Origin of the sequence: Streptomyces sp. CC228A (assembly GCF_021390935.1) — a bacterium.
Classification (GTDB): domain Bacteria; phylum Actinomycetota; class Actinomycetes; order Streptomycetales; family Streptomycetaceae; genus Streptomyces.
Genome location: NZ_JAJPUI010000008.1, coordinates 111,223 through 133,002 on the forward strand (window position 1 = coordinate 111,223; position 21,780 = coordinate 133,002).

Annotated in this window: 14 protein-coding genes and 1 pseudogene; 9 read left to right on the plus strand and 6 right to left on the minus strand. The window is 75.7% G+C overall.

Annotation, left to right across the window (positions count from 1 at the left end):
• Positions 1-5: 5 nt before the first annotated feature.
• Entirely contained in the window at positions 6-1,331 is a 1,326-nt protein-coding gene (gene egtA, locus L6E17_RS22525; RefSeq protein WP_236242571.1) for an ergothioneine biosynthesis glutamate--cysteine ligase EgtA, read from the minus strand.
• Positions 1,332-1,482: 151 nt separating this feature from the next.
• Between egtA and L6E17_RS22530 the strand changes: the two genes are divergently transcribed.
• The 3 genes and pseudogenes from L6E17_RS22530 (at position 1,483) to L6E17_RS22540 (ending at position 4,160) form a co-directional block, all read left to right on the plus strand.
• Positions 1,483-2,325: a TIGR02452 family protein gene (locus L6E17_RS22530; RefSeq protein WP_236242572.1), complete on the plus strand. Its 843-nt coding sequence runs from the start codon at positions 1,483-1,485 to the stop codon at positions 2,323-2,325.
• A 262-nt stretch (positions 2,326-2,587) separates the two neighbouring features.
• Positions 2,588-2,866: a hypothetical protein gene (locus L6E17_RS22535; protein ID WP_236242735.1), complete on the plus strand. Its 279-nt coding sequence runs from the start codon at positions 2,588-2,590 to the stop codon at positions 2,864-2,866.
• Between the two features lie 107 nt (positions 2,867-2,973).
• A pseudogene (locus tag L6E17_RS22540) lies at positions 2,974-4,160 on the plus strand (acetyl-CoA C-acyltransferase).
• 392 nt (positions 4,161-4,552) lie between these two features.
• Here L6E17_RS22540 and L6E17_RS22545 read toward each other — a convergent pair.
• A complete protein-coding gene (locus L6E17_RS22545) occupies positions 4,553-4,915 on the minus strand; it encodes a co-chaperone YbbN (RefSeq protein WP_236242573.1) in 363 nt (120 codons plus the stop codon).
• A 137-nt stretch (positions 4,916-5,052) separates the two neighbouring features.
• Here L6E17_RS22545 and L6E17_RS22550 point away from each other — a divergent pair, with 137 nt between their 5' ends.
• Positions 5,053-6,018, plus strand: coding sequence for a pirin family protein (locus L6E17_RS22550; RefSeq protein WP_236242574.1), 966 nt, complete (start codon positions 5,053-5,055; stop codon positions 6,016-6,018).
• A 518-nt stretch (positions 6,019-6,536) separates the two neighbouring features.
• Here the strand turns inward: L6E17_RS22550 and L6E17_RS22555 are convergent.
• Both L6E17_RS22555 and uppS read right to left on the minus strand, forming a co-directional pair.
• A complete protein-coding gene (locus L6E17_RS22555) occupies positions 6,537-8,042 on the minus strand; it encodes an oxygenase MpaB family protein (protein ID WP_236242575.1) in 1,506 nt (501 codons plus the stop codon).
• Entirely contained in the window at positions 8,039-8,758 is a 720-nt protein-coding gene (uppS, locus tag L6E17_RS22560) for a polyprenyl diphosphate synthase (protein ID WP_236242576.1), read from the minus strand. Before uppS ends, L6E17_RS22555 begins: the two co-directional genes overlap by 4 nt.
• Before the next feature lie 821 nt (positions 8,759-9,579).
• On the opposite strand from uppS, the gene L6E17_RS31145 reads away from it, so the two are divergent.
• The 4 genes from L6E17_RS31145 (at position 9,580) to L6E17_RS22575 (ending at position 15,591) form a co-directional block, all read left to right on the plus strand.
• Complete coding sequence (locus tag L6E17_RS31145) at positions 9,580-10,497, plus strand: AAA family ATPase (protein WP_308315921.1); 918 nt, start codon at positions 9,580-9,582, stop codon at positions 10,495-10,497.
• Positions 10,455-12,701, plus strand: coding sequence for a helix-turn-helix transcriptional regulator (locus tag L6E17_RS22565; RefSeq protein ID WP_308315922.1), 2,247 nt, complete (start codon positions 10,455-10,457; stop codon positions 12,699-12,701). Before L6E17_RS31145 ends, L6E17_RS22565 begins: the two co-directional genes overlap by 43 nt.
• Positions 12,702-13,243: 542 nt before the next feature.
• Positions 13,244-14,581 carry an ankyrin repeat domain-containing protein gene (locus tag L6E17_RS22570; RefSeq protein ID WP_236242577.1) on the plus strand — a complete coding sequence of 446 codons (1,338 nt, stop codon included), beginning with the start codon at positions 13,244-13,246 and terminating at the stop codon, positions 14,579-14,581.
• Positions 14,582-14,889: 308 nt separating this feature from the next.
• Positions 14,890-15,591, plus strand: coding sequence for a DUF4333 domain-containing protein (locus L6E17_RS22575; RefSeq protein ID WP_236242578.1), 702 nt, complete (start codon positions 14,890-14,892; stop codon positions 15,589-15,591).
• 340 nt (positions 15,592-15,931) lie between these two features.
• On the opposite strand, the gene putP is transcribed toward L6E17_RS22575, so the two are convergent.
• A complete protein-coding gene (putP, locus tag L6E17_RS22580) occupies positions 15,932-19,492 on the minus strand; it encodes a sodium/proline symporter PutP (protein ID WP_268985529.1) in 3,561 nt (1,186 codons plus the stop codon).
• Positions 19,493-19,741: 249 nt separating this feature from the next.
• Positions 19,742-20,908: a PP2C family protein-serine/threonine phosphatase gene (locus L6E17_RS22585; protein WP_236242579.1), complete on the minus strand. Its 1,167-nt coding sequence runs from the start codon at positions 20,906-20,908 to the stop codon at positions 19,742-19,744.
• A gap of 252 nt (positions 20,909-21,160) precedes the next feature.
• Between L6E17_RS22585 and L6E17_RS22590 the strand changes: the two genes are divergently transcribed.
• Positions 21,161-21,361, plus strand: a complete 201-nt coding sequence (locus L6E17_RS22590; RefSeq protein ID WP_236242580.1) for a DUF6381 family protein — start codon at positions 21,161-21,163, stop codon at positions 21,359-21,361.
• The last annotated feature ends 419 nt before the right edge of the window (positions 21,362-21,780 follow it).

The following is a 21,780-nucleotide window of genomic DNA, read 5'->3' on the forward strand; positions in this document are numbered from 1 at the left end:
TTCGGTCACGGACGGGGCTCCTTCCCGGAGACGGCGGAGACGGTGGGGGCGGCGGGGACGGAGGGCGGCGGCGCGGGCGCCGGGTCGTCCGCCGGGCAGCGGCGGCGCAGCACGTACCGGTCCTGGAACGCGGCCACCGCGTCCCGTACCGCGGCGGGGGCGCCCGAGCGGTCCAGTGCCTCCAGGGCCAGCCCGAAGCAGGCCGCCGCGGCCCGGTGCAGCACGGGCGCGGCGAGCCCGTCGCGGACGGCGGCCCGCCAGTGCGCGTCGCGCGGCGCGGGCAGCGGCCCGGCCGTCTCGGCGAGCGGCACCAGCAGCCGGAACGCCGCGTCGGCGGCCTGCGGGTCGTCGAGGAGCGCGCTGACCACGGCGAGCGGCACGATCCAGCCGTCGTCCCCCGACTGGGCGTCCAGCATGCGCAGTTCGAGGTGGCTCCCGCGGGGCCGGACCGGCGGGAACAGCGTCGTCAGGTGGTAGTCGAGGTCCTCGCGGACCGGTGCGCGCAGCCCGGCGGGAGCCCGCCGCAGCCACTGGCGGAACGTCAGGCCCTCCGGCGCCGTCCACGGCCCGTCGGCGCTGCGCACGCACATGACGGGGGTGTCCAGCACATGTGCCGCCCAGGCGCCCCGCGGTTCGCGCCCCGCGGGCGGCGCGAGCCCCCGCAGCGGGTCGACGGCCATCCACAGGGACTGCCGGCTGGACCGCAGCCCCGTCGGACGGCCGTGCAGCACGGGGGAGTTGGCGAACGACGCGACGAGGACCGGGCCCAGCATGTGGGCCAGCCGCCAGCGCCGTTCCATGCTCAGCGGGCCGGGCTCCGCGTGCCCCGTGTCCAGGCACACCTGGACGGACGCCGAGTCCCGCATCATGGAGCGCCCCGCCGTGCCCCAGCGGTCGAGGTACGCCTCCATGGCGTCGTAGCGGGGTTCGCGCAGGATCCGCTCGCGCTGCGGGAGCCACGGGTCCGTGCCGGAGCCGGTGAGGGCGAGCCCGCGTGCGGCGAGCGCGGTGCGCACGGCGGCCAGGTCCGCGGAGACGGCCGCGACGCACTCGGCGAGGGAGGCTGCGGGCGGCGAGCTGAGCTCCAGCTGCCCGCCGGGTTCGAGGGTGAGCGAGGACCGCACGCCCAGGGCGTGCAGTGCGGAGAACGCGGTCTGTAAGCGGTCGCGGGACACGGGAACCGACGGCCGGTGCAGGTCGTGCACGAACCACTCCAGTTCGACGCCGACGGAGCGCGGCGGGCCGGTCTTGAAGCAGATGCAGCGCAGCAGGTCCTCTGCCTCGTCCTCGGCGAGCGGCGGCCCGCCGTCCCAGGGATGGCTCGGTGCCATGGCGGCTTCCTCCTGTCGAAGGGGTGCGCCCGTCCGAGGCGCACCGTCCCACCTAAGCCACCACCGCGCATCGGCACAAGAGCACCCGCGTGAACGGTCCGTGCCGCAAAATCCGTTGCCGCCACGCCGCATGACCATGGACCATCCGGGTATGAGTGCCAGATTGCGCGCGATCGCACGGGAGACGGAGCAGATCGTCGAGGCGGGCCGCTACCGCGCCCCGGGCGGCCGCGAGGTCGTCCTCGCCGGTGCGATCGCTCGCGCCCGCGCCGCCACCACCCTGCACGGCCCGGAGCCCGTCCCCGTGCCGCCCGCCGCCGGCGGGCCCTGCCGCGTCGAGGTGACCGGCGAGTCCAGCCTGGAGGCGGCGGGCCGCCTGGTCGCCGCGGACCCGGACGCGCCCGTCGCCGTCCTGAACTTCGCCTCGGCGCGCAACCCCGGCGGCGGCTACCTGAACGGCGCCCAGGCCCAGGAGGAGGCGCTGTGCAGGGCCTCCGCCCTCCACACCACGCTGCTGCGCGCTCCGGGCTACTACGCGCACCACCGAGCGGACCGCGACCCGTTCTACACCGACCGGGTGATCCACTCGCCGGGCGTACCGGTCTTCCGCGACGACCGGGGCGGGCTGCTGGAGAGCCCGTTCGAGGTCGGCTTCCTGACGTCCCCCGCGCCGAACGCGGGCGTCATCCTGCGCCGCACCCCGGACGCGGCGCCGCGCATCCCGGGCGCGCTGGCGTCGCGCGCCGAGCGGGTGCTGGAGACCGCCGCCGCGCACGGCTACCGCCGCCTGGTCCTCGGTGCCTGGGGCTGCGGCGTGTTCATGAACGACCCGTCCCACGTGGCGGGGGCCTTCCGGGCGCTGCTCACCGGCGGCGGCCGGTTCGCCCGCCACTTCGACGGGGCCGTCTTCGCGGTCCTGGACCGCACGCGCGGGCAGCGCACCCTCGGCGCCTTCCGCGCGGCCTTCGACGCCGCCGGGCAGGACGGTCCGTAGCGGCGGCAGCCCTCGCCGGGGCGGGGCGCCTCGGACTCGGCGCGCTCCCTGCGCTCGGGGCGCACCGGCCGGTACGGGCGGCCCCCGCAGAGCGGGGTTCGGCGCGGTCTCGGGCCGTCGCCCGGGGCGGACGGCACCCGGAGGGAGCCGGGCAGGCCGGCCGCGCCGTGTCCGGCCGCCGCTCGGCGGCCCGGTGTGCCTCGTGCGCGCTCCCTGAGGTGCGCGCGGTCCCGTACGTCCGTAGCGTCGCGCCATGAGCACCATGGAGGAGTTTCCGCAGCGCTTCGAGATCCTGATCGTGCCGCAGCATGTGGAGGGCCGCGCCGCGGCCGACCTCGCCGAGGTGGCCATCCGCTCGGCCGTGGTGGAGGCCACCGGGGAGCTGGGGGTCTCGGGGTATCCGCACTTCGCCGGGGGAGGCATGGTGGCGGAGATCGACCCGGAGACCCGCACGGTCGAGGCGCTGCTGGTCGACGGGTTCGAACTGGACTACGGTTTGTCGGCGCGCGTCAGGGCGGTCGCGGACAGCGGAGAGCGTTGACACCGGCACGGGAGCACCCCGAGACTCGGCCCCGACGCTGGTGAACGCTCGTTCACCGCCCATATGTGTGCAGAGTGTACGTACCGTACGAGGCCGTGGGAGACCCGATGAGCATCCGCGACGTCTACATCGTCGACGCCGTCCGCACACCGATCGGCAAGTTCGGCGGAGCCCTGTCCTCCGTGCGCCCCGACGACCTCGCCGCCCATGTCGTGCGAGCCCTCGTGGACCGCACCCCCGACCTCGACCCCGCGCGCATCGACGATGTCTACCTCGGTGACGCCAACGGCGCCGGTGAGGACAACCGCGACGTGGCGCGGATGGCCGTCCTCCTGGCGGGCCTGCCGGTGACCGTGCCCGGGGTGACCGTCAACCGCCTGTGCGGCTCCGGTCTGGAAGCCGTCGTCCAGGCCGCCCGCGCCGTCGCCGTCGGCGACGCGTCCGTCGCCATCGCGGGAGGCGTCGAGTCCATGTCCCGCGCGCCCTGGGTCGTGGAGAAGCCGGAACGCGCGTTCCCCGCCGGACACGGACAGCTGTGGTCCACCACGCTCGGCTGGCGGATGACGAACCCCCGGATGCCCGCCGACTGGACGGTGTCGCTCGGCGAGGGCGCCGAGCTGATCGCCGACAAGCACGCCCTCACCCGCGAGCAGCAGGACGCCTTCGCGCTCGCCAGCCACCGCAAGGCGGCCGCGGCCTGGGCGGAGGGCCTCTACGCCGCCGAGGTCGTGCCGTACGCGGGCGTGGACCTCACCCGCGACGAGTGCATCCGCGACACCACCTCCATGGAGGCCCTGGCGAAGCTGAAGCCGGCGTTCCGCCGCGAGGGAGGCACGGTCACCGCCGGCAACGCCTCACCCCTCAACGACGGCGCCGCCGCCCTGCTCCTCGTCGACGAGGAAGGCCTGCGGGCCTGCGGCCGCGAGCCCCTCGCCCGCATCCGCGCGTCCGCCGTCACCGGCGTCGAGCCGCAGCTGTACGGCCTCGGCCCGGTGGAGGCGGTGCAGCGGGCCCTGGCCAAGGCGGGGCGCGGCTTCGCCGACCTGACCACCTTCGAGCTGAACGAGGCGTTCGCCGCCCAGGCGCTCGGCTGCCTCGCCGAATGGCCCGACCTGGACCCCTCCGTCGTCAACCCGCGGGGCGGCGCCATCGCCATCGGCCACCCCTGGGCGCCTCCGGAGCCCGCCTCGCCGGCTCCGTCGCCCACCAGCTGGCCGCCGCCGGCTCCGGCACGGGCGTCGCCGCCCTCTGCATCGGCGTCGGCCAGGGCATCGCCCTCGTCCTGGAGCGCTGACCCCGGGGCCCGGCCGCGCGTCGGGCTCGCCCGTGCCTCGCGTCCTGGATCCGGGCGCTCCGGGCGTCTCGGATCCGGGCGTCTCGGATCCGGGCGTTCCTGGCGTCCCGGATCGGCCCGTTCCCCGCGTCGGGAGGTCCCGCCTCTGGGCCCGTGCGTGCCCTGCGTCGGGGCGGTCCCGGCTTCGGGCCCGCCTGTTCCTTGGGGCGGGGCCGTCCCGCCTCCGGGCCCGCGTTCCCGCGGACCAAGGCCCGCCCGTCTCCCCCCGTCGGGCCCGCCCGTCTCCCCCGTCTTCCGCGCCGCAGGCCCACCCGTGCCCGCGTCCCGCGGTGCGTCCGTTCCCCGCCCGGCCCCGGCCTCTCAGGGCCGCGTCCGGGCGCGCCCCGGCGGCGTCAGGCCTGGGCCTCCGCGATGGACTTGCGCACGGCGTCCATGTCCAGGGCCCGGGCCTGGCCGATGATGTCCTCCAGGACGGGCTCGGGCAGCGCCCCAGGCTGGGCGAACACCGCGACCTTGTCCCGAACGATCATCAGCGTGGGGATGGACTGGATCTCGAACGCCGCGGCCAGCTCCGGCTGCGCCTCCGTGTCGACCTTCCCGAAGACCAGGTCGGTGTGGCGGTCCGAGGCCTTCTCGTACACGGGCGCGAACCGGTGGCACGGACCGCACCACGACGCCCAGAAGTCGATGAGGACGAAGCCGTTGTCCGACACGACCTGGTCGAAGTTCTCCTTGGTGAGCTCGATCGTGCTCATGCCGCCTGCCTCTCCGCGCGTCCGATGGTGCCCGGCACAACGGCACCTGCCCCGTCCCTATTCCAGGGCAGCCAGCGCCTGCCCGCCACACGGCCGGATACACCCCATGCGCCCGTCGGAGTGGCTAGTTTGGCCCCATGAGCAATCTCGACCGCCAGGCGGTGCCCTCCCTGTGCGGCGGCCGCGGCTTCGTCGTCGCGGAGCCCGTACGCGAGCTCCTGAGCCCCCGCAGGGTGCCCCTCGGCGAGTCGACCGAGGTCCGCAGGCTGCTGCCGAACCTCGGCCGCCGCATGGTCGGCGCCTGGGTGTTCGTCGACCACTACGGCCCCGACGACATCGCCTCCGAACCCGGCATGCGGGTCCCGCCGCACCCGCACACGGGCCTGCAGACCGTGAGCTGGCTCCACGAGGGCGAGGTCCTCCACCGCGACAGCACGGGCAGCGTGCAGACGATCCGCCCGTACGAGCTCGGCCTCATGACGTCGGGCCGCGCGATCTCCCACTCCGAACAGAGCCCGAACCCCCACCCGCGCTTCCTGCACGGCGCCCAGCTGTGGACCGCCCTCCCCGACACCCACCGCCACGTCGACCCGCACTTCGAGTTCCACGCGCACCTGCCGCAGGCCACCGCGCCCGGACTGACCGCCACGGTCATCCTCGGCACGCTCGACGGCGCCACCTCCCCGGGCACCACCTACACGCCCCTCGTCGGCGCCGACGTCTCCCTCGCCCGCGGCACCGACACCCGCCTCCCCGTGGAGCCCGACTTCGAGTACGCGGCCCTGGCCATGTCCGGCGAGACCCGCGTCGACGGCGTCCCGCTGCTCCCCGGCTCCATGCTGTACCTCGGCTGCGGCCGCACCGAACTGCCCCTGCGCGCCGAGTCCGACGCGTCCTTGATGCTCCTCGGCGGCGAACCCTTCGCGGAGGAGCTCGTCATGTGGTGGAACTTCGTCGGCCGCACGGACGCGGAGATCCGCCAGGCCCGGGAGGACTGGATGACCGGCACCCGCTTCGGCGAGGTCAAGGGCTACGACGGCGACCGCCTCCCGGCCCCCGAGGTGCCGGCGACCCAGCTGAAGGCGCGGGGCAGGGTGCGCTGACCCGCTGACCCGCTGACCCGCTGACCCGCGAGGACGCGGCGGGCGCGCGGCCCGCCGCTGGCGGGCGAGGCCCGCCGACCGACCGGCTTGCTGCGGTCGTCCGGTCCCGGCTGGTCGAGCTGATCACGCTGTCGGTCGGCGGGAACGACCTCGGATTCGGCGCATCATCGGGGGCGGCGCATACGACTGGTCCTTCGCTTCCGGCTGCACGAGCGGGACGCCGACCGCCTGTACAAGGGCCGCTGCCAGTTCACCGACCGCGACGCCGACCGGGCCGCGTTCAGCCTCGTCCCGCGGATCGGGGACATGGCCAAGGCGGTCGCCGCCGCGCGCGGCACCGACTACCTCGACCTGCGCGGCGCGCTCGCCGGGCACGAGGTGTGCGCCGCCGGCACCGCCCAGGTGCCCGCCACCGGGCCCGAATGCGGACACCGCCCCCCGCCAGGGCGAGGCTCCTGCCATGGTGACCGCGCGTCGACGACAGCGTACGGAGGGGCCGCCGCTCGCGGCCCTTCGTGCTAGGCGTCCGCGAGCAGGGGGTCGTAGGGCGTGCTCGTGCGGCGGGCGGACATGAAGGAGAGGAAGTCGCTGACGAAGGCGCTCCGGCCGTAGACCCCGTCGCCGGCGGCCAGGTCGCGGTGGAACGCCGTGCGGAAGAGGGCACGGTACTCCTCCGCGTCGATGGTCCCGCTGCCGTCCTTGTCGGTGGCGTCGAAGAGCACTTCGGCGACGCGGATGAGGGCGGGCCCGGCGAGGGAGGGCACGGCGGCGGCGTACTCCTCGGCGCTGACGCGGCCGTCGCCGTCCGCGTCCAGGGCGGCCTGGAGCTCCCGCCACCAGGCGGCGAAGGCGTCGTAGAGCCGGGTCTCCTCGGGCTCGTCCAGGTCGAGGCGGGTGGACAACTCGCGGGCCATGGCGGCGAGGTCGGGCCAGTCGAGGTGGCCGTCGCCCGTCTGGTCCAGCACCTGCCGGAAGAACTCCTCCGCCGAGCGCCGCCCCTCCGTCCTGCCCGCGGCGGGCACCGGACCCGCCGTGGACGCCGGGTCCGGCTCGGGGCCGCCGTCCAGCGGGGTGAGGAGGCGCAGCAGGGCCGACGCCCGTTTCACGCGGTCCCGCAGGGCGGTGACGGACCGGAAGCGGGGGTCGTCGCTCCCCTCCGGAAGCGAGACGAGGTCGATGACGGTCTCGGCGTCGAGCCAGCCCGCCGGCAGGAACCGGGCCAGCCCGGCGGCGACGTAGGCGCCCTGCATGAGGGTCTCCGCGCCGGGCGTCTCCGGCAGTCCGGCCCGGCGCCGGTATGCCTCCGGGAGGGAGGCGACCGTGATCGCACCCAGGAGCGGACCCGCGACGGCCCGGCCCGCCGCCCACAGCGTCGGCGCGCCGTCGAACAGCGCCGGGGCGGGCAGGTGGTCGAAGAGCCGGAAGAGGATGACGCGGGCCGCCTCCGTGTCCTCCAACTCGTGCTCGACGACCCGGTCGAAGTACGGACAGAAGTCGCGCAGCTCCGCCGGGAGCTCGTCGGCGTCGCCGTCGAGGGACGCGAGGAACGCGCGGTACTCGGCGTACATCCGCTCCATCGTCTGCTGGTCGAGCGGCTGGCCGCTCAGCCTGCACATGGTGACCGCGCTCTCGAAGAGGGTGGCGACCACCCACGCGCGGGTCGCACGGTCCATCGCGTCGTAGGCCCGGCCGCGGGCGTCGGAGCCGCTCATGCGGGCGTGCAGCCGGTTCAGCCGGGCGGCCTCCCGCTCGCGTACGGCGGGGTCGGCGCCGAACATGCGCCGCATGCTGAGGAACGTGTTGCGGAGCCTGCGCCAAGGGTGGGCGACGAAGGTGGAGTTGTCGACCAGGGCGGCACCGACCTGCGGGTGGGCTGCCTCCAGCACGGTCGCGCGCACAATGGCCAGCGCCCAGCGCGGGTCGTCGAAGAAGCCCTGGAACTTCGAGTCCGGCCCGAACAGGGGCGGCTCGTGGGCCGTGGGCGCGGTGTCCGCGCGGGTCGCGCCGTTCGCTGCGGTCGTCATCGCTGGTCTCCGTTCTCCTGGTGCGGCAGGCCGCCGAAGCGGCGGTCGCGCCGCCGGTAGGCGTGCAGGCAGTCGAGGAAGTCGGCGGCCCGGAAGTCGGGCCAGAGCACCTCGGGGAAGACCCACTCGGCGTAGGCCACCTTCCAGAGCATGAAGTTCGAGATCCGCTGCTCCCCGGAGGTGCGGATCACCAGGTCCACATCCGGGGTGTCGGGGAACGGCAGATGCTCCGCGAAGAGCCGCTCCGTCACCTCCTCCGCGGGAGTGCCGCTGCGGATGAGGGAGCGGGCGGCCTCCACGATGTCCCGCCGCCCGCCGTGGTCGAAGGCCACGGTCAGCGTCATCCCCCGGTTGCCGCTGGTCAGCGTCGCCAGGTCGTCGAAGTCCCGGGCCAGTTCTCGCGGGATACGCGGGTCGGCGACGCCGAGGAAGCGGCAGCGGATGCCGCGGGCGAGCAGCAGAGGCGCATGCTTCCTCACCACCTGCCGGACCAGGCGCATCAGGTAGTCCACCTCGGCGCCCGGCCGGTTCCAGTTCTCGGTGGAGAAGGCGTACAGGCTGAGCCACTCCACCCCGGCCGACCGGGCTGCCTCGATGGTGTCGATGGCAGTGGCCTCGGCCGCCTGGTGGCCCGCCGTGCGCGGCAGCGAACGCCGCTGGGCCCACCGGCCGTTGCCGTCCATCACGCACGCCACATGCCGGGGGACCGCACGCACCGCCCGGTCCCCCGGCGGCGCCCCGCCACCGGGCAGGCCCCCGTCAGTCGGCAGGCTCCCGTCAGTCGGCAGGGCACCGGCACCCCGCGGTGCACCCACTCGCAGGGAGGGCACCCGGTCCTGCCGCGCCCTGCCCGTCGCCTCGCAGGTCCGTGCCCGGTCCTCCGCTGCCGTGCCTGCGCCCGGCCCACCACCGTCCGCCGCTCCCGGCGCCGCCCCGCCCTGAGCCGTACGACCGGTCCTGCCGCGCTCGGACACGCTCACCCTGCTCCCCCCGCCGCAAACCCGCCCGCGCCCCCTCCGACGCGCCGCCTGCCGGGATTGTGGCAGCGCGGCGGGGCGCCCGCGGGCCGATACGGGACCCCGTCACCCTTGGCGCGTACGTCCGAGTCGATGTCCGGACACGGCCTGGATGCCACTGCCGCCCCGTGCTCCCCTCCCCACTCGCCCGGTGGGAACCGGCCGACGGCGCCGGGCCGTGCCGCAGCCCTGTGCCCACGTCCCGCGCGTACCGGCAGCCTGTGCAGGCGGCGGGCGGTCCTCCCATGTCCCCGTGCGGTGCTCGGCCACTCCTCCCACCGCTTCTCCCGCCAGTCCTCCAGGTCCTGCGTCCGCGGCGGCCGGTCAGCCGGGCGACGCGCGCGGCGGGTCCGCGCTCACCGGCCGCGACCGCGGAGCGGGCTGCCCCGACGGCGGTCCGGCGCCTTCGTCATCCCCACGGAGATACGGACGCCCCTGTCGGCCGGAACCCGACCCCGGTGGAACCGCACCAGAACACCGGGAAGGCGGCGCTGTCAGCGGCGTGCGGTAGAACCGCTGCCATGGCGACGGTCACTCGGAAGGAGATCGCAGTGGGGGAGTCGGGCGGCGGACCGGTACGACGGGCGGAGGGGGCCCCGTTCGTCAGCCGGTCCGCGGAACTGGCGCTGCTGGACGCGGCCCTGAAGCACATGGGCGCCGGCGGTCCGGCGGTCGTCGAGGTGGCCGGCGAGGCGGGCATCGGCAAGAGCCGGCTGCTGGCGGAGTTCGGCGCGCTCGCCCGGCGCCGCGGCGCGGCCGTCCTGCGCGGCCGGGCCACCGAGTACGAGCGGCACAGCCCCTTCGGGCCGTTCACCGACGCGTTCGCCGATGCCGACTCCCGCATGCTCAAGGTGTTCCCCGCGTTGAGAGAGGTGCCTCCTCCCGTGCGGGGGACCGGTGGACCGGACGGGCCGTGGCGCGGCGACCGCTTCGGGCTGCACCGCGCCACCGCGCACGCGCTGCGCGGCATCCGCGGAGCGCGCCTCGTCGTCGTGCTGGACGATCTGCACTGGGCGGATCCGGCCTCCCTGGAACTCGTCGACCATCTCGTACGGCACCCCGTACCGGCCCCGTTCCTGCTCGTCGTCGCGCACCGCGACCGGCAGGCCCCGGTCGCGCTCAGTGCGGCGCTGAGCCGGCGGGCCGACACCGGTGCCGTGACGCGGGTGGCGCTCGGCCCGCTGAGCGAGCGGGCCTGCGTCGAGGAGCTCGCCCCCGACCTGCCCGTGCCCCGGGCCGCCGAGATGTACGCGGCAAGCGAGGGCAATCCGCTGTACTTCCTGGCGCTGCTTCAGGCCCACCGCCCGCCCCGGCTGCCCGGCACGTCCGGCTTCCCGGCCGGGGGCCGTCCCCCGCCCCGGACAGCGCCCCGGCCCCGCGCCGCGGCGACCCGCCGGTGGACGGCGGTGCCCTGTCCGCGGGCGGTGACGGCCCGCTGACGGATGGTGGCCGCGCCCCGGCGGGCAGTGGTGGTGCACCGACGGGCCTGGAAGTGCTGCTGCTCGACGAGATCGCCTCACTCGACCCGGCCGAGCGCGCCGCCGTGGAAGCCGCCGCCGTGCTCGGCGACCACGCGACCGCCGAGACGATCGGCGCCCTCACCGGCTCACCCGCCGCCGACGTCGTCGACGCCCTGCGCCGGGCGATGCGCCGCGACCTGGTCCGCCCCCTCCGCACCGGCGGCGCCGGACAGCGCCTGACTCTGCGGCACCCGCTGATCCGGGCCCTCGTCCACGAGCACACCGACCCCTGGCGGCGGCAGGAGTACCACCGCAGAGCGGCAGCCGAGCTCGCCCGCGCGGGGGCACCGGCCACCGAGCAGGCCCACCACGTCGAGCGGTCCCTGACCTCCTGGGACCCGGACGCCGCGGCCGTACTGACCCGGGCCGCCGAGCAGACCGCCCTGACCGCCCCCGCAGCCTCCGCCCACTGGCTGCACATCGTGCTCGGCATCCTGCCCGACACGCCGCACCACCACGACCGGCGCCGCGAGCTGACACTGCTGCGCGCCGCGGCGCTCGGCAGCGCGGGGGCGCTGAAGGAGAGCCGGGACCTCTTCCACCAGGTCATCCACCTCTCCGGCCGGGCCGTGGACGACCCGGCCGGAGAGGACCGCCTGCGCACCACCGCGGTCGTGCAGTGCGCCGCCATGGAACGCCAACTCGGCCGCTACGCCGAAGCCGACGCCCTGCTGCGGCGCGAACTGGACCGGCACCCCGGCCCCTCCCCGTCGCAGCGGATCGCCCTCGTCGTCGAATGGTGCTGCCGCGCCCAGTTCGTCGCCCGCTACCCCGACGTGCGCGACGACCTCGCCCGGGCACTGGCGCAGGCCCGCGCCCTCGGGGACCGGCTCGGCGAGATGGGCGCGCTGACGCTGGCCGCGATGAGCGAGGCGTACGAAGGAGGCACGGCCGAGGCGCGCGGACTGGCCCGTGAGGCGGCCGCACTGGCGGACGCCCTCACCGACAGCGACCTCGCCGGGCTGTGCGAGCCCCTGGTCCGACTGGGCTGGGCCGAGGCGATGCTCGACGCCTACCCCGACGCCGAACGCCACACCGACCGCGGCGTGGACATCGCCCGGCGCACCGGCCGCCTCTACATGCTGTCCCAACTGCTGCTCTGCAAGGCGTACGTACACCTCCTCACCTGCCGAGTGGGCTCGGCGCTGGAGCTGGCCGACGAGGCCGCGGCCATCGCCCGCGCGCTGGGAAGCGGCGAACTGCTCGGCCTCACCCTGGCCATCCGGGCCCTCGTCCTCGGCCAGGCCCGCCCGCCCGGTGACCCCGACGTCCTGGCCGCGGCCGAGGAGGCGGCGGCCGCGGTGGAGGGCGCCGCCGACAGCTGGTGGTCCACCCTGGCGCGGGCCCTGCCGGCCTTCGCCGCGCTGGGGGCCGGAGACCCGCACCGCGCACGGGAGGTCCTCTTCGCCGCGGGCGGCGGCACGGACCTTCCCCGGCTGCAGCCCGCGTCGCTGCCCGAGTTCCTGGAACTGCTCACCGCCGCCTCCCTCGCCGCCGGTGCGCAGGCGGAGGCGGAGCAGGCCGCCGAGCGCTCCCTCAAGGAAGCCGAGTGCATCGACCTGCCGACCCGCAGGGCCGCGGCCCTGCGCGCCTCGGGGAGGGTGGCGGCGCACCGCGGAGACGCGGCCGCGGCGGCCCGGGCCTTCACCGACGCGGCCAAGGAGAGCGCACGCCCGGGAGCGGTCCTGCGGGAGGTGCAGGGCCTGCTGCTCGCCGCCCCCTCCGCCAGGGCCGCGGGCGATGCCACCGGGGCGGCCCGGATGTGGCGGCGTGCCCGCCGCCTGGCCGCCGAGGGCGGGGCGGTACTGCTGGTCGCCCTGGCCGACCGGCAGCGCCCGCAGGTGTTCGGCGGGCCGCAGGACCCGGCGGAGGGAGCCGGTCCGGAGTCGGCCCTGGCCCGGCTGACGGGGCGGGAGCGGGAGATAGCGGAGCTGGTCGCCGAGGGCCTCACCAACCAGGCCGTCGCGTCCCGGCTCTGCCTCAGCCCGCGCACGGTCGAGAGCCACGTGGCCTGGGCCTACCGCAAGACGGGCGTCACCTCCCGCGCCGCCCTGGCCACCCTGATGGCCCGCCATGCCGACGCGCGGCGCGGGAGCACCCCCGACGGGCCGCCGCCTCCCTGACACCGCCTCCCTGACACCGCTTCCGTGGCACCCCTTCCGTGACCCGGCCCGCCCAGTGCCGCCTGCCCGCCGCAGCGACGACCGGCAGGGCGGGTGCGCGTCAGCACCGGGCCGGGTCTGTCACGTCCACGCAACCGGGGCCGGAGAGGCGCACGCTCCGGCACGGGAAGGCATGAGCCGCCCGCCGCGGCGCCCGAGCACCACCCGCCGCTCCGACGCCGGTCCGCGGCCGTCAAGGGGGATGTACGGCGGCGGCACGGGAGGCGCAGGAGCGGCGCGGCGGCTCGCAAGGAGCCTCGCACAGGCCGTCGGTCGCAGGCATCCGTGGAATCCCCGAACCCGCTACGCAAGCTGCGGGCGCGGGCGCGGGCGCGCGGCGGCCTGGCCGTCACGGAGCATGCCGCCCCTCCCCGGCGGGTGCTGCCGCCCGGCACAGGGGGTCCGTAGAACTACGCACCCGGCCACGCAATCCCCCTTCCGCCGACCTCGGAACCCGCGGCTGACACCCTGCCTGTCAGCGGCAAGCCCTACAGTCCCCCTCTATGAACAAGGCCATGGGCGAATCCCTCTTTGCCGCCACCGCGCACCGAAGCGGTGACGACGCCACGCGTGCCGCGCTGGTGCGTTCCCGGATCGCCGGCGGCGCGGACCCCTCGGCGCGCGACGACAGCGGCGACACGCCGTTGCACCGGGCGGTCAAGGCGTCGTACGGCGCGGACGATCCGGCGGCACCGCCGGACGTGGTACGGGCGTTGCTGGAGTGCGGCGCACCGATCGACGCGGCCGACGCCCGCGGCGACGCCCCGCTGCACGCGGCGATACGCGCCGGGTGGCCCGGTGCGGTACGGGTCCTGCTGGAGAGCGGCGCCGACGCCGCCGCGGTCGAGGGACTCGGCCGGACCCCGCTCGGCCTCGCGGTGCGGCTGCCCGAGCACAGCGCGGAGCAGCGGCAGCAGCGGCACGCGATCGTGTCCATGCTGCGGGCAGCCGGCGCCCCGGCCCGTGTGCGCTTCCCCATGGTGGAGGGCGGGCCGATGCCCATCGACATGGACGCGGTCCGGCGGGTCGCCGCGGCGATGAGCAGCAGGCTGGCCGAGGTGTGCGGGGCCGCCGGAGTCCCGGACGACGGCGCACGGCTCGCGCGGCTGGTGGAGCCCGACTTCGACAGCTACCAGGACCTGGCGTCCGCGCTGCGTGAACACGGCGACCCCGAGCTGCTGCCCTCGGTGACCCGGCTCTGCGCCGCTGTCCTCGGGGACACCGGCACCGTGCGCACCCTGCCCGGGGGCCGGGGGGTGGACACACCGTTCTTCCACCACGGCGATCTGGTGGTGACCGGCGACCTGGACGTGCTGGCGCCCTTCGTGGTCACCGGGTCGCTGACCGTCGAGGGGGTGCTCGCCGATTTCGGCCCCCACTCGGTCGTGGTGATCGGCGGGGGAGTGGTGGCACGAGGGGTGTTCACCGACGGCGAGATGTGCGTCCACGGCGACATCCGGGCCGAGGTGGTCCACGGCTCCTACAACGACCACACCCTCCAGGCGGCCACCCTCCGTGCCCGCCTGGTCATCGAGGACGAGCACGAGACCATCGCGGCCGTGCGGGCCGACCTCCACTTCGACGCGGACGACTACCAGCAGGGCTACGGCGACGGTGTGCAGGAGCAGTTGCGGGAACTGCTGGTGGACGAGGTCTTCGCGACCGACGAAGACGAAGACGGAGACGAAGCCGCCGACGCAGACGGAGCCGCCGACGCCGACGACCTGCACGACGCCGACGAGGACGGCGACGAGAAGATGTTCGACCACCGCCTCCTCCTCGCCCGGATGCGCGCGGGCCTGCCGGTTTTCCGCACCGACGCCGTGTCCTCCACCTCCTGACCGGACGCACGCCACCGGCCACCGCCGTACTGCTGGGCGCCCTCCTCGTGAAGGGGCGTCACGCCCGGTGTGGAGCGGGCCGTCGCCTGCCCGCCATCACCGCGGCGGCCGCCCCGGCGGTCGGCTTCTGCGACGGCGGGCCGCCGCCGGGCCCGATCCGGTACGGGGGCGAACGCGCCTCCGGACGGGTGGAACGGCCGGCGGGGCCCTGGCCCGCCGTGCTCTGGGCGGGCCGGCGGGAGCCGGGGCGCGGGTCGCTCCGAGGCCCCCGTCCCGCCGTCGGTTTGCCTGCGCTTTACAGTGGCGGCATGCGCATATCCAAGATCACTACAGTCCTCTTGGCCGCGGTGCTGCTCACCGCTGGCTGCGGTTCCGGCGGGGACGGCGCGGACGGGAACGCGAACGACCAGAGCTCCACCGCGGGTGGTTCCCCGCAGGACCGCAAGCCCAAGAGCGAGCCGCTCGCCGTGGAACTGACGCAGGCCCAGGCCGACGTCGTCCGGGACAACGACGACCTCCAGACGCCGCAGCCCGAGCCGGACAGCCGTTCCGCGTTCACGGAGAAGGTGGAGCACAGGCTGCGCAAGGACCTGCTGAGGTCCGCCAAGGTGAACGGCGTCACCACCGCCGACTGCCCGCAGGGGGTGACCCTCAAGGCGTCCGCTGCCAGTGCCTGCACGGCCACCTACGAAGGCGTCGAGATTCCCTTCACGGTGAAGGTCGCCGACGACTACCGTGACGGGGACTTCATGATCCGGTACAGCGCCGAGGCGGGGAAGGACCTCCTCGTCGCCAAGCGCGTGTACCAGGAGTTCTGGGAGCGCCACCAGGACAGCGGGGGATACGACCAGAAGCTGACCTGCGACGAGATCCCGGCCGTCAGGGCTGTCGAGAAGAACGCCGACACCGGTTACCGGTGCCAGGTGTGGCACGAGGCGGGCGACCGCACCACGAACTTCTCGGTGCTCACGGACACCTACGGCTACAAGTTCGCCCCCGAGCGCGCTTGACCGTACCCGTCCCACCGGTCGGGCCGCCGCGCGTACCGTTCTCCGCGCGCGGTCTGCCGTGCCTCCGTGGAGGAGGGCCATCCGGTCGGACCCGGCGGCAGGACACGTGCCGGGCCGGTCGCCACGCCGCTGGCGCGGGCTCACCGGCGGTTGCCTCGGGGCCCCGGACGAGGCGTCGTGCGGCCGCGCCGGACGAGGTGTCATGCGGCCGCGCCCGGCGAGCCGCCACGCGGCTGCGGCTGCGGCTGCGGCTGCGGCTGCGGCTGCGGTGGGCGGTGGCGGCGCGGCGGGCTGTCGACGGCGCGCGGCCCGGCCGCCAGGTGGCGGCCGCGGCCAGGAGTCACCCGGCGGGGCTGCCGGGAAGGGGCTGCTCCGTCCAGATGACCTTGCCGGCCCGGGTGTAGCGGGTGCCCCAGCGCCGGGCCAGCTGAGCGACGATCAGCAGGCCGCGTCCGCCCTCGTCCGTGGTACGGGCGTGCCGCAGCCGCGGCGCCGTGCTGCTGGCGTCGGTCACCTCGCAGATCAGGGCGCGGTCGCGGATGACGCGCAGGCAGATCGGCCCGCTCGCGTGCCGGATGGCGTTGGTGACCAGTTCGCTGACGATCAGCTCCGTGGTGAAGGCCAGTTCGTCCATGCCCCACGCGGCCAACTGCCCGCAGGCCAGGTTGCGGGCCCGGGCGACCGCGGCCGGATCGACGGGCAGCTCCCAGGACGCCACCTGGTCCGAGCCCAGGACGTGCGTCCGGGCCAGCAGCAGGGCCACGTCGTCGGACGGCGGACCGGTCAGCAGGGCGTCCATGACGCGGCCGCCGGTCTCTTCCAGGCCCGCCCCCGGCCGGGCGAGGACCCCGGCCAGGCGCGACAGGCCCACGTCGACGTCCCGGTCGCAGGCCTCGATCAGGCCGTCGGTGTAGAGCGCGATCACGCTGCCCTCGGGCAGTTCCAGCTCCGCGGACTCGAAGGGCAGCGACCCCAGGCCGAGCGGCGGTCCGGAAGGCAGGTCCACGAAGTCGACCGAGCCGTCGGGGGCCGCGACGAGGGGCGGCATGTGGCCCGCCCGGGCCATCGTGCAGTGCCGGCTGACCGGGTCGTAGACCGCGTACAGGCAGGTCGCCCCCAGGAGGGTGCCGCCCGCCTCCTCGTCCGCGGCGTCGACGCCGTCCCGCGTCTCCACGAGCCCGATCACCAGATCGTCCAGCCGGGCCAGCAACTCGTCCGGCGGGAGGTCCAGATGGGCGAGCGTGCGCACCGCGGTACGCAGCCGCCCCATGGTGGCCGCCGCGTTGATGCCGTGGCCGACCACGTCCCCGACGACGAGGGCCACCCGCGTGCCCGACAGCGGGATCACGTCGAACCAGTCGCCGCCCACCCCGCTCGGCGCGTCCGCCGGGTAGTACCACGACGCGACCTCCAGCGCCGACCCGCCCGCCACCTCCTGCGGCAGCAGATAGCGCTGCATGGCGCGGGCCGCGTGGCGCTCCCGGGTGAAGCGGCGCGCGTTGTCGAGGGAGAGCGCGGCCCGCGAGACGAGTTCCTCCGCGAGGCGCACGTCGTCCTCCTCGAACGGGCCGAGACGGCGCGACCGCACGAACACCGCCGCGCCGAGGACCACCCCGCGGGCCTTCACCGGGACCGCCATCACCGAGGCGTCTTCGAACCCGTCCAGAACGGCACTCAGGGCCCGGTCCCCGGCCACCGGGCCGCCGGCCGGGCCCTCCACCAGGGCCCTGCCCTCCAGCAGGCAGCGGGTCACCGGCGACGACGGGCCCCGGGCGACCGCCTCACCCACCGCCGGGTCCGGGGCGGGGCCCTCCTCCCGTACGGACTTCCGCCCCGCCCTGCCCAGCACCGGTGTGCCGCCGAGCGGACCGGGCGGGGGCTCCTCGCCGCTGAGGACGGGCTCCAGGAGGTCGACGGCCGCGTAGTCCGCGAAACGCGGCACGGTGTCGTCGGCGAGCTCCTGCGCGGTCAGCGCCACGTCCAGGGTGCGGCCGATCCGCGAGCCGGCCTCGCTGAGCAGCGCCAGCCGCTCCTGGGCGCGCCGGCGCTCGGTGACGTCGATGAGCATGTACCAGATCCCCACGTACCGGCCGTGCCGGTCCCGCATCCCGAAGAACGACGCCGAGTAGGCCCGCTTCCTGCGCGGATCCTCGTAGTCGGGGCCGAGGAACTCGAAGTCCAGGACGGGGGAGCCCGTCTCCAGGACTCTCCTCATCCGCTCCTCGAACGCCTCGGACTCCTCCTCGGGCAGCACCTCCCGCACCTGCCGGCCCAGCCTCCGCTCCAGCGGCAGCAGGCGCTCCAGCCGGTCGTTCACCCACACGTACCGCAGGTCGGCGTCGAGCACCGCCATGCCCACCGGCGCGTGCGCGAGGAACGGCGCCAGCATCAGCCGGCTCGCCCCGCCCCCCGGCATCCGCCAGAAGGCGCGCTCCGGCGGGCGGCCCGCGAACCGGCCGAAGATGACGGCGGCGACGGTGGCGACGAGCACGCCCGGCACCATCTCGTAGACGTCCGACTCCAGCGGCCCGAGCAGCGGGTTGATCTCCTCCCAGAAGAGCACCGTGGCCGCGCCGGACACGATGCCGGCCATGGCGCCCGCCCACGTCATGCGGGGCCAGTACAGCGACAGCAGCACGACGGGGCCGAAGGCGGCCCCGAAGCCGGCCCAGGCGTAGGCCACGATGCCGAGGAGGCCGTCGCCTCGCAGCGCGATCGCGCAGGCGATCAGCGTCACCGCCACCACCGAACCGCGCCCCGCCCACACCAGGGCCCTGTCCGACGCCTCCCGCCTCAGGAACGCCCGGTAGAAGTCCTCGGTGAGCGCCACGGACGACACGAGCAGCTGGCTGTCCGCCGTCGAGATCACCGCGGCGAGGACGGCGATCAGGAACACGCCGGCCACCCACGGGTCGAGCAGCGTCCGGCTCAGGGCGAGGTACACGGTCTCCGGGTTCTCGAGCGGGGCGCCGAGCCCGGCGATCCCCACGAGCCCGACGAGCGTGGCCCCGGCGAGCACGACCAGCACCCACGCGGTGCCGATGCGCCGGGCCGCGGGGATGGCCCGGGTGCTGCGGATGCCCATGAAGCGGGCCAGGATGTGCGGCTGGCCGAAGTATCCGAGGCCCCAGGCGAGCAAAGAGACGATCGCGACGGCGCCGAGCGGACCCCCCGGCGACCAGCGGCCGTCGGCGAAGACGGCCTGGGAGCCCGGGTCCAGCAGGGCGGGCGACCTGCCGTCCAGCGCGTCGCCCAGCGCGTCGAAGCCGCCGACGGCCCGCACCCCGACCACCGGCAGCACCAGCAGGGCGAGCAGCATCAGCAGGCCCTGCAGCACGTGGGTGTGGCTCACGGCGAGGAAGCCGCCGAGACACGAGTAGATCGCGATGACCAGGGCCGTGAGGACGACCGCGAGGGCGAAATCGACATCGAACACATACTCGAACAGCAGGCCGCCGGCCACCAGGCCCCCGGCGAGGTACACGGTGAAGAACGCGACGGTCACCGCCGCCGAGACCGTCCGCAGCAACCGCGTGCGGTCCTCGAACCGCTCCTCCAGGTACGCCGCGAGGCTCACCGCGTTCCCGGCCCGTTCGGTGTAGGTGCGCAGCCGGGGCGCGACGAACCGCCAGTTGAGGTACGTCCCGACCGCCAGGCCCACGGCGATCCAGCCCGCGCCGACACCGGCCGCGTACACGGCCCCGGGGAGCGCCAGGAACAGCCACCCGGACATGTCGCTGGCACCCGCCGACAGGGCGGCGACCGAGGCGCCGAGCCTGCGCCCGCCGAGGGCGAAGTCGGTGAAGGTCCGGGTCCGGGTGTACGCCCACACGCCCACGCCGATCATGGCGCCCACGTACAGGGCGAACGTGACGACGACCGGCGCGCTCAGATCGAACATGGCCGCCTCGCCGGTACGACGGGCCCCTGGTACCGACCGCGCCTGCTGCACGGCGGCGGGTACGGGCACGTCCGCGGACGCGGGAACGAGCACGGCCGCGGGCGGGCGCACGGGCGGACGGACCCACCCGGGGCGCACGCCCGGCGTGCGGCGGCCGCCGGTACCGGCCGGCGGAGCCCGGCCGCACGCCTGCCCCGGCGGCACCGGGACGGGGTCGGCGGCCCGGCGCGGCCGGCCCCGCTCAGGGGGTCATCGGGGCTCTCCGGCGCGCCCGTCCGCTGCGCCGCCCAGCCGGTCGACGACGAGCATCGCCACATCGTCCGACAGCCGGCCTCCCGTGTGGCGGGTGAGCGCCACGTGCAGCGCCTCCAGGAACTGCGGCGGGGTGCACGCCGTCCGCACCGCCTCCGCGGCTTCGGCCACCGGGAAGAACCGCCGCGCGGCGTCCCGGGCCTCGTTCACCCCGTCCGTGTGCAGCAGCAGCCGGTCACCGGGCGCGAAGGCGTAGCTGTCGGGCTCGACCGGCGGCACGGCGACGAGGTCCTCCAGGCCCAGGGGCGGCAGGGGGCAGGCGGGCTGCAGCACCCGGGCGGCGCCCAGGTGCAGCAGCAGCGGCGGCGGATGACCGCGGTTGACCACGTGTACCACGTGGTCGTCCGGCACCTGGGCCAGCAACGCGGTGACGAAGTTCTCGGCGTCGTCCTCGTTCCCCGGCCCGGAGGAGTCCGCGGCGGCGCCCTCCCGGCGGAGGGCCGCCGCGCAGTGGTGCATGACCTCGACGAGATCGTCCTCGTAGTGCGCGGCCTCCCGGAACGCGCCCAGCACCGCCGCCGCCGCGCGTACCGCGGGCAGCCCCTTGCCGCGGACGTCCCCGACGATCATCCGGATCCCGTAGCGGGTCTGCACCGCCTCGTACAGGTCGCCGCCGATCTGCGCGCCGCTCTCCGCGGCGAGGTACACGCTGGCGGCCTCCAGCGGCCCCAGCCGCCGCGGCACGGGCCGCAGGATCACCTCCTGCGCCGCCACGGCGATCCGGCGGACCTGGTCCAGCTCGCTCTGCCGGCGCGCGCGCACGGCACTGCTCGTGGTCACGCTCGCGACGGACACCACGACCAGCCCCAGGAGGTTGCTGTAGACCTGGGTGTCGCCCCAGGAGCCGTGCAGCGACGCGCTGATCACGGTGACGGAGAGCGCGGCGGCCGCGGCGGACAGGGTGCCCCGCGGCCCCATGGTCAGCGAGGCCAGCGCCGGCATCGCCGTCAGCAGCGGGCCGGTGTACAGGAAGTGCGCCGGTGACAGCTCGATGCCGAGCCCGAGCAGGACGATCGCGAAGGGCACCACCTGCGCGAGTCGGAAGAGCACGGGGCTGTGACCGTCCGCTCCCGCCGGGGCGACGGGGCGGATGAGCGACCGCATGCGTTCAGCCTGCCTCGCCGGCACGGGGGTTTCCACTCGTCACGGGAGAACGGGACCTGTGGCCCGGCCGCTCGTCCCGCCGCGCGCCCGCGCCCCGCGCCTCCCCGCACGGCCCGGGAGGCGCGGGGCGCGGGCAGGCCCCCAGGCGGTCCGCCGCTCCGGGATGCGCTCCGCGGCGGCGGCTGGTTCGCTGGGTGTGCGTCGCCGTGCCGCCCCCGAGGGCACGGCAGGTCCGGGAGGAGTGGCCACAGCATGAGCGTTGCGAGGATCCCCGACGAGTTCCGGGGCCGGCTCCAGCAGATGCGGGAGAAGGCGCAGGAACTGGACCAGGCCGCGGAGCGGGCCGGTGACGCGCAGGAGCGCGACCGGCTGAAGGAGAAGGCCCGGCGGCTGCGTGCGCAGAGCGAGCAGGAGAGCGGCATGGCAGCGGGGGACGTCGAGCCCCTTCCCTGAGCGCCCTCCGCCGCGCCGGTCGGCACCGCCCCACCGCGCCCCCGGCCGGCGCGCCGCCGCCGACGCCTCTGCGCACAGCCGCCGGCCCCTCTGCGCACGGCGGACCGCCTGCGCGCGGCCGCCCGCCTGCGCGCGGCGCGACTGCGCGGAGCCCGCCTGTGCAGGGACCGCACTGTGCAGGGCGCGTTTCCACCGCCGGCGGTGTTCCGTCCGCGTGGGTGCTGCGCCCCTGGGGGGAGTGCCTGCGTGGCTGCGCCCCGCGTCTGCGGGGCGCGTCTGTAGGCCCCGTGCCGTCCCGGTCGCCCCCCGCCCCGCCCGCCCCGCCCGCCCCGGCCTCTCCGGCCGCTCTGGAGCGTGTCTGCGGGCCCGTGCTGCGCCCGCCGCTCCGATGTGCCCCGGTGTGCCTGCGCCCGCCGCTC

What these genes read in the sequence shown, in the direction of transcription:
- L6E17_RS22575 (WP_236242578.1), top strand. Translation starts at nt 14,890, where the DNA reads ATGCGCATATCCAAGATCACTACAGTCCTCTTGGCCGCGGTGCTGCTC.
- egtA (WP_236242571.1), bottom strand. Translation starts at nt 1,331, where the DNA reads ATGGCACCGAGCCATCCCTGGGACGGCGGGCCGCCGCTCGCCGAGGAC.
- L6E17_RS31145 (WP_308315921.1), top strand. Translation starts at nt 9,580, where the DNA reads ATGGCGACGGTCACTCGGAAGGAGATCGCAGTGGGGGAGTCGGGCGGC.
- L6E17_RS22530 (WP_236242572.1), top strand. Translation starts at nt 1,483, where the DNA reads ATGAGTGCCAGATTGCGCGCGATCGCACGGGAGACGGAGCAGATCGTC.
- putP (WP_268985529.1), bottom strand. Translation starts at nt 19,492, where the DNA reads ATGTTCGATCTGAGCGCGCCGGTCGTCGTCACGTTCGCCCTGTACGTG.
- L6E17_RS22545 (WP_236242573.1), bottom strand. Translation starts at nt 4,915, where the DNA reads ATGAGCACGATCGAGCTCACCAAGGAGAACTTCGACCAGGTCGTGTCG.
- L6E17_RS22550 (WP_236242574.1), top strand. Translation starts at nt 5,053, where the DNA reads ATGAGCAATCTCGACCGCCAGGCGGTGCCCTCCCTGTGCGGCGGCCGC.
- L6E17_RS22570 (WP_236242577.1), top strand. Translation starts at nt 13,244, where the DNA reads ATGAACAAGGCCATGGGCGAATCCCTCTTTGCCGCCACCGCGCACCGA.
- L6E17_RS22590 (WP_236242580.1), top strand. Translation starts at nt 21,161, where the DNA reads ATGAGCGTTGCGAGGATCCCCGACGAGTTCCGGGGCCGGCTCCAGCAG.
- L6E17_RS22535 (WP_236242735.1), top strand. Translation starts at nt 2,588, where the DNA reads ATGGAGGAGTTTCCGCAGCGCTTCGAGATCCTGATCGTGCCGCAGCAT.
- L6E17_RS22555 (WP_236242575.1), bottom strand. Translation starts at nt 8,042, where the DNA reads ATGACGACCGCAGCGAACGGCGCGACCCGCGCGGACACCGCGCCCACG.
- L6E17_RS22585 (WP_236242579.1), bottom strand. Translation starts at nt 20,908, where the DNA reads ATGCGGTCGCTCATCCGCCCCGTCGCCCCGGCGGGAGCGGACGGTCAC.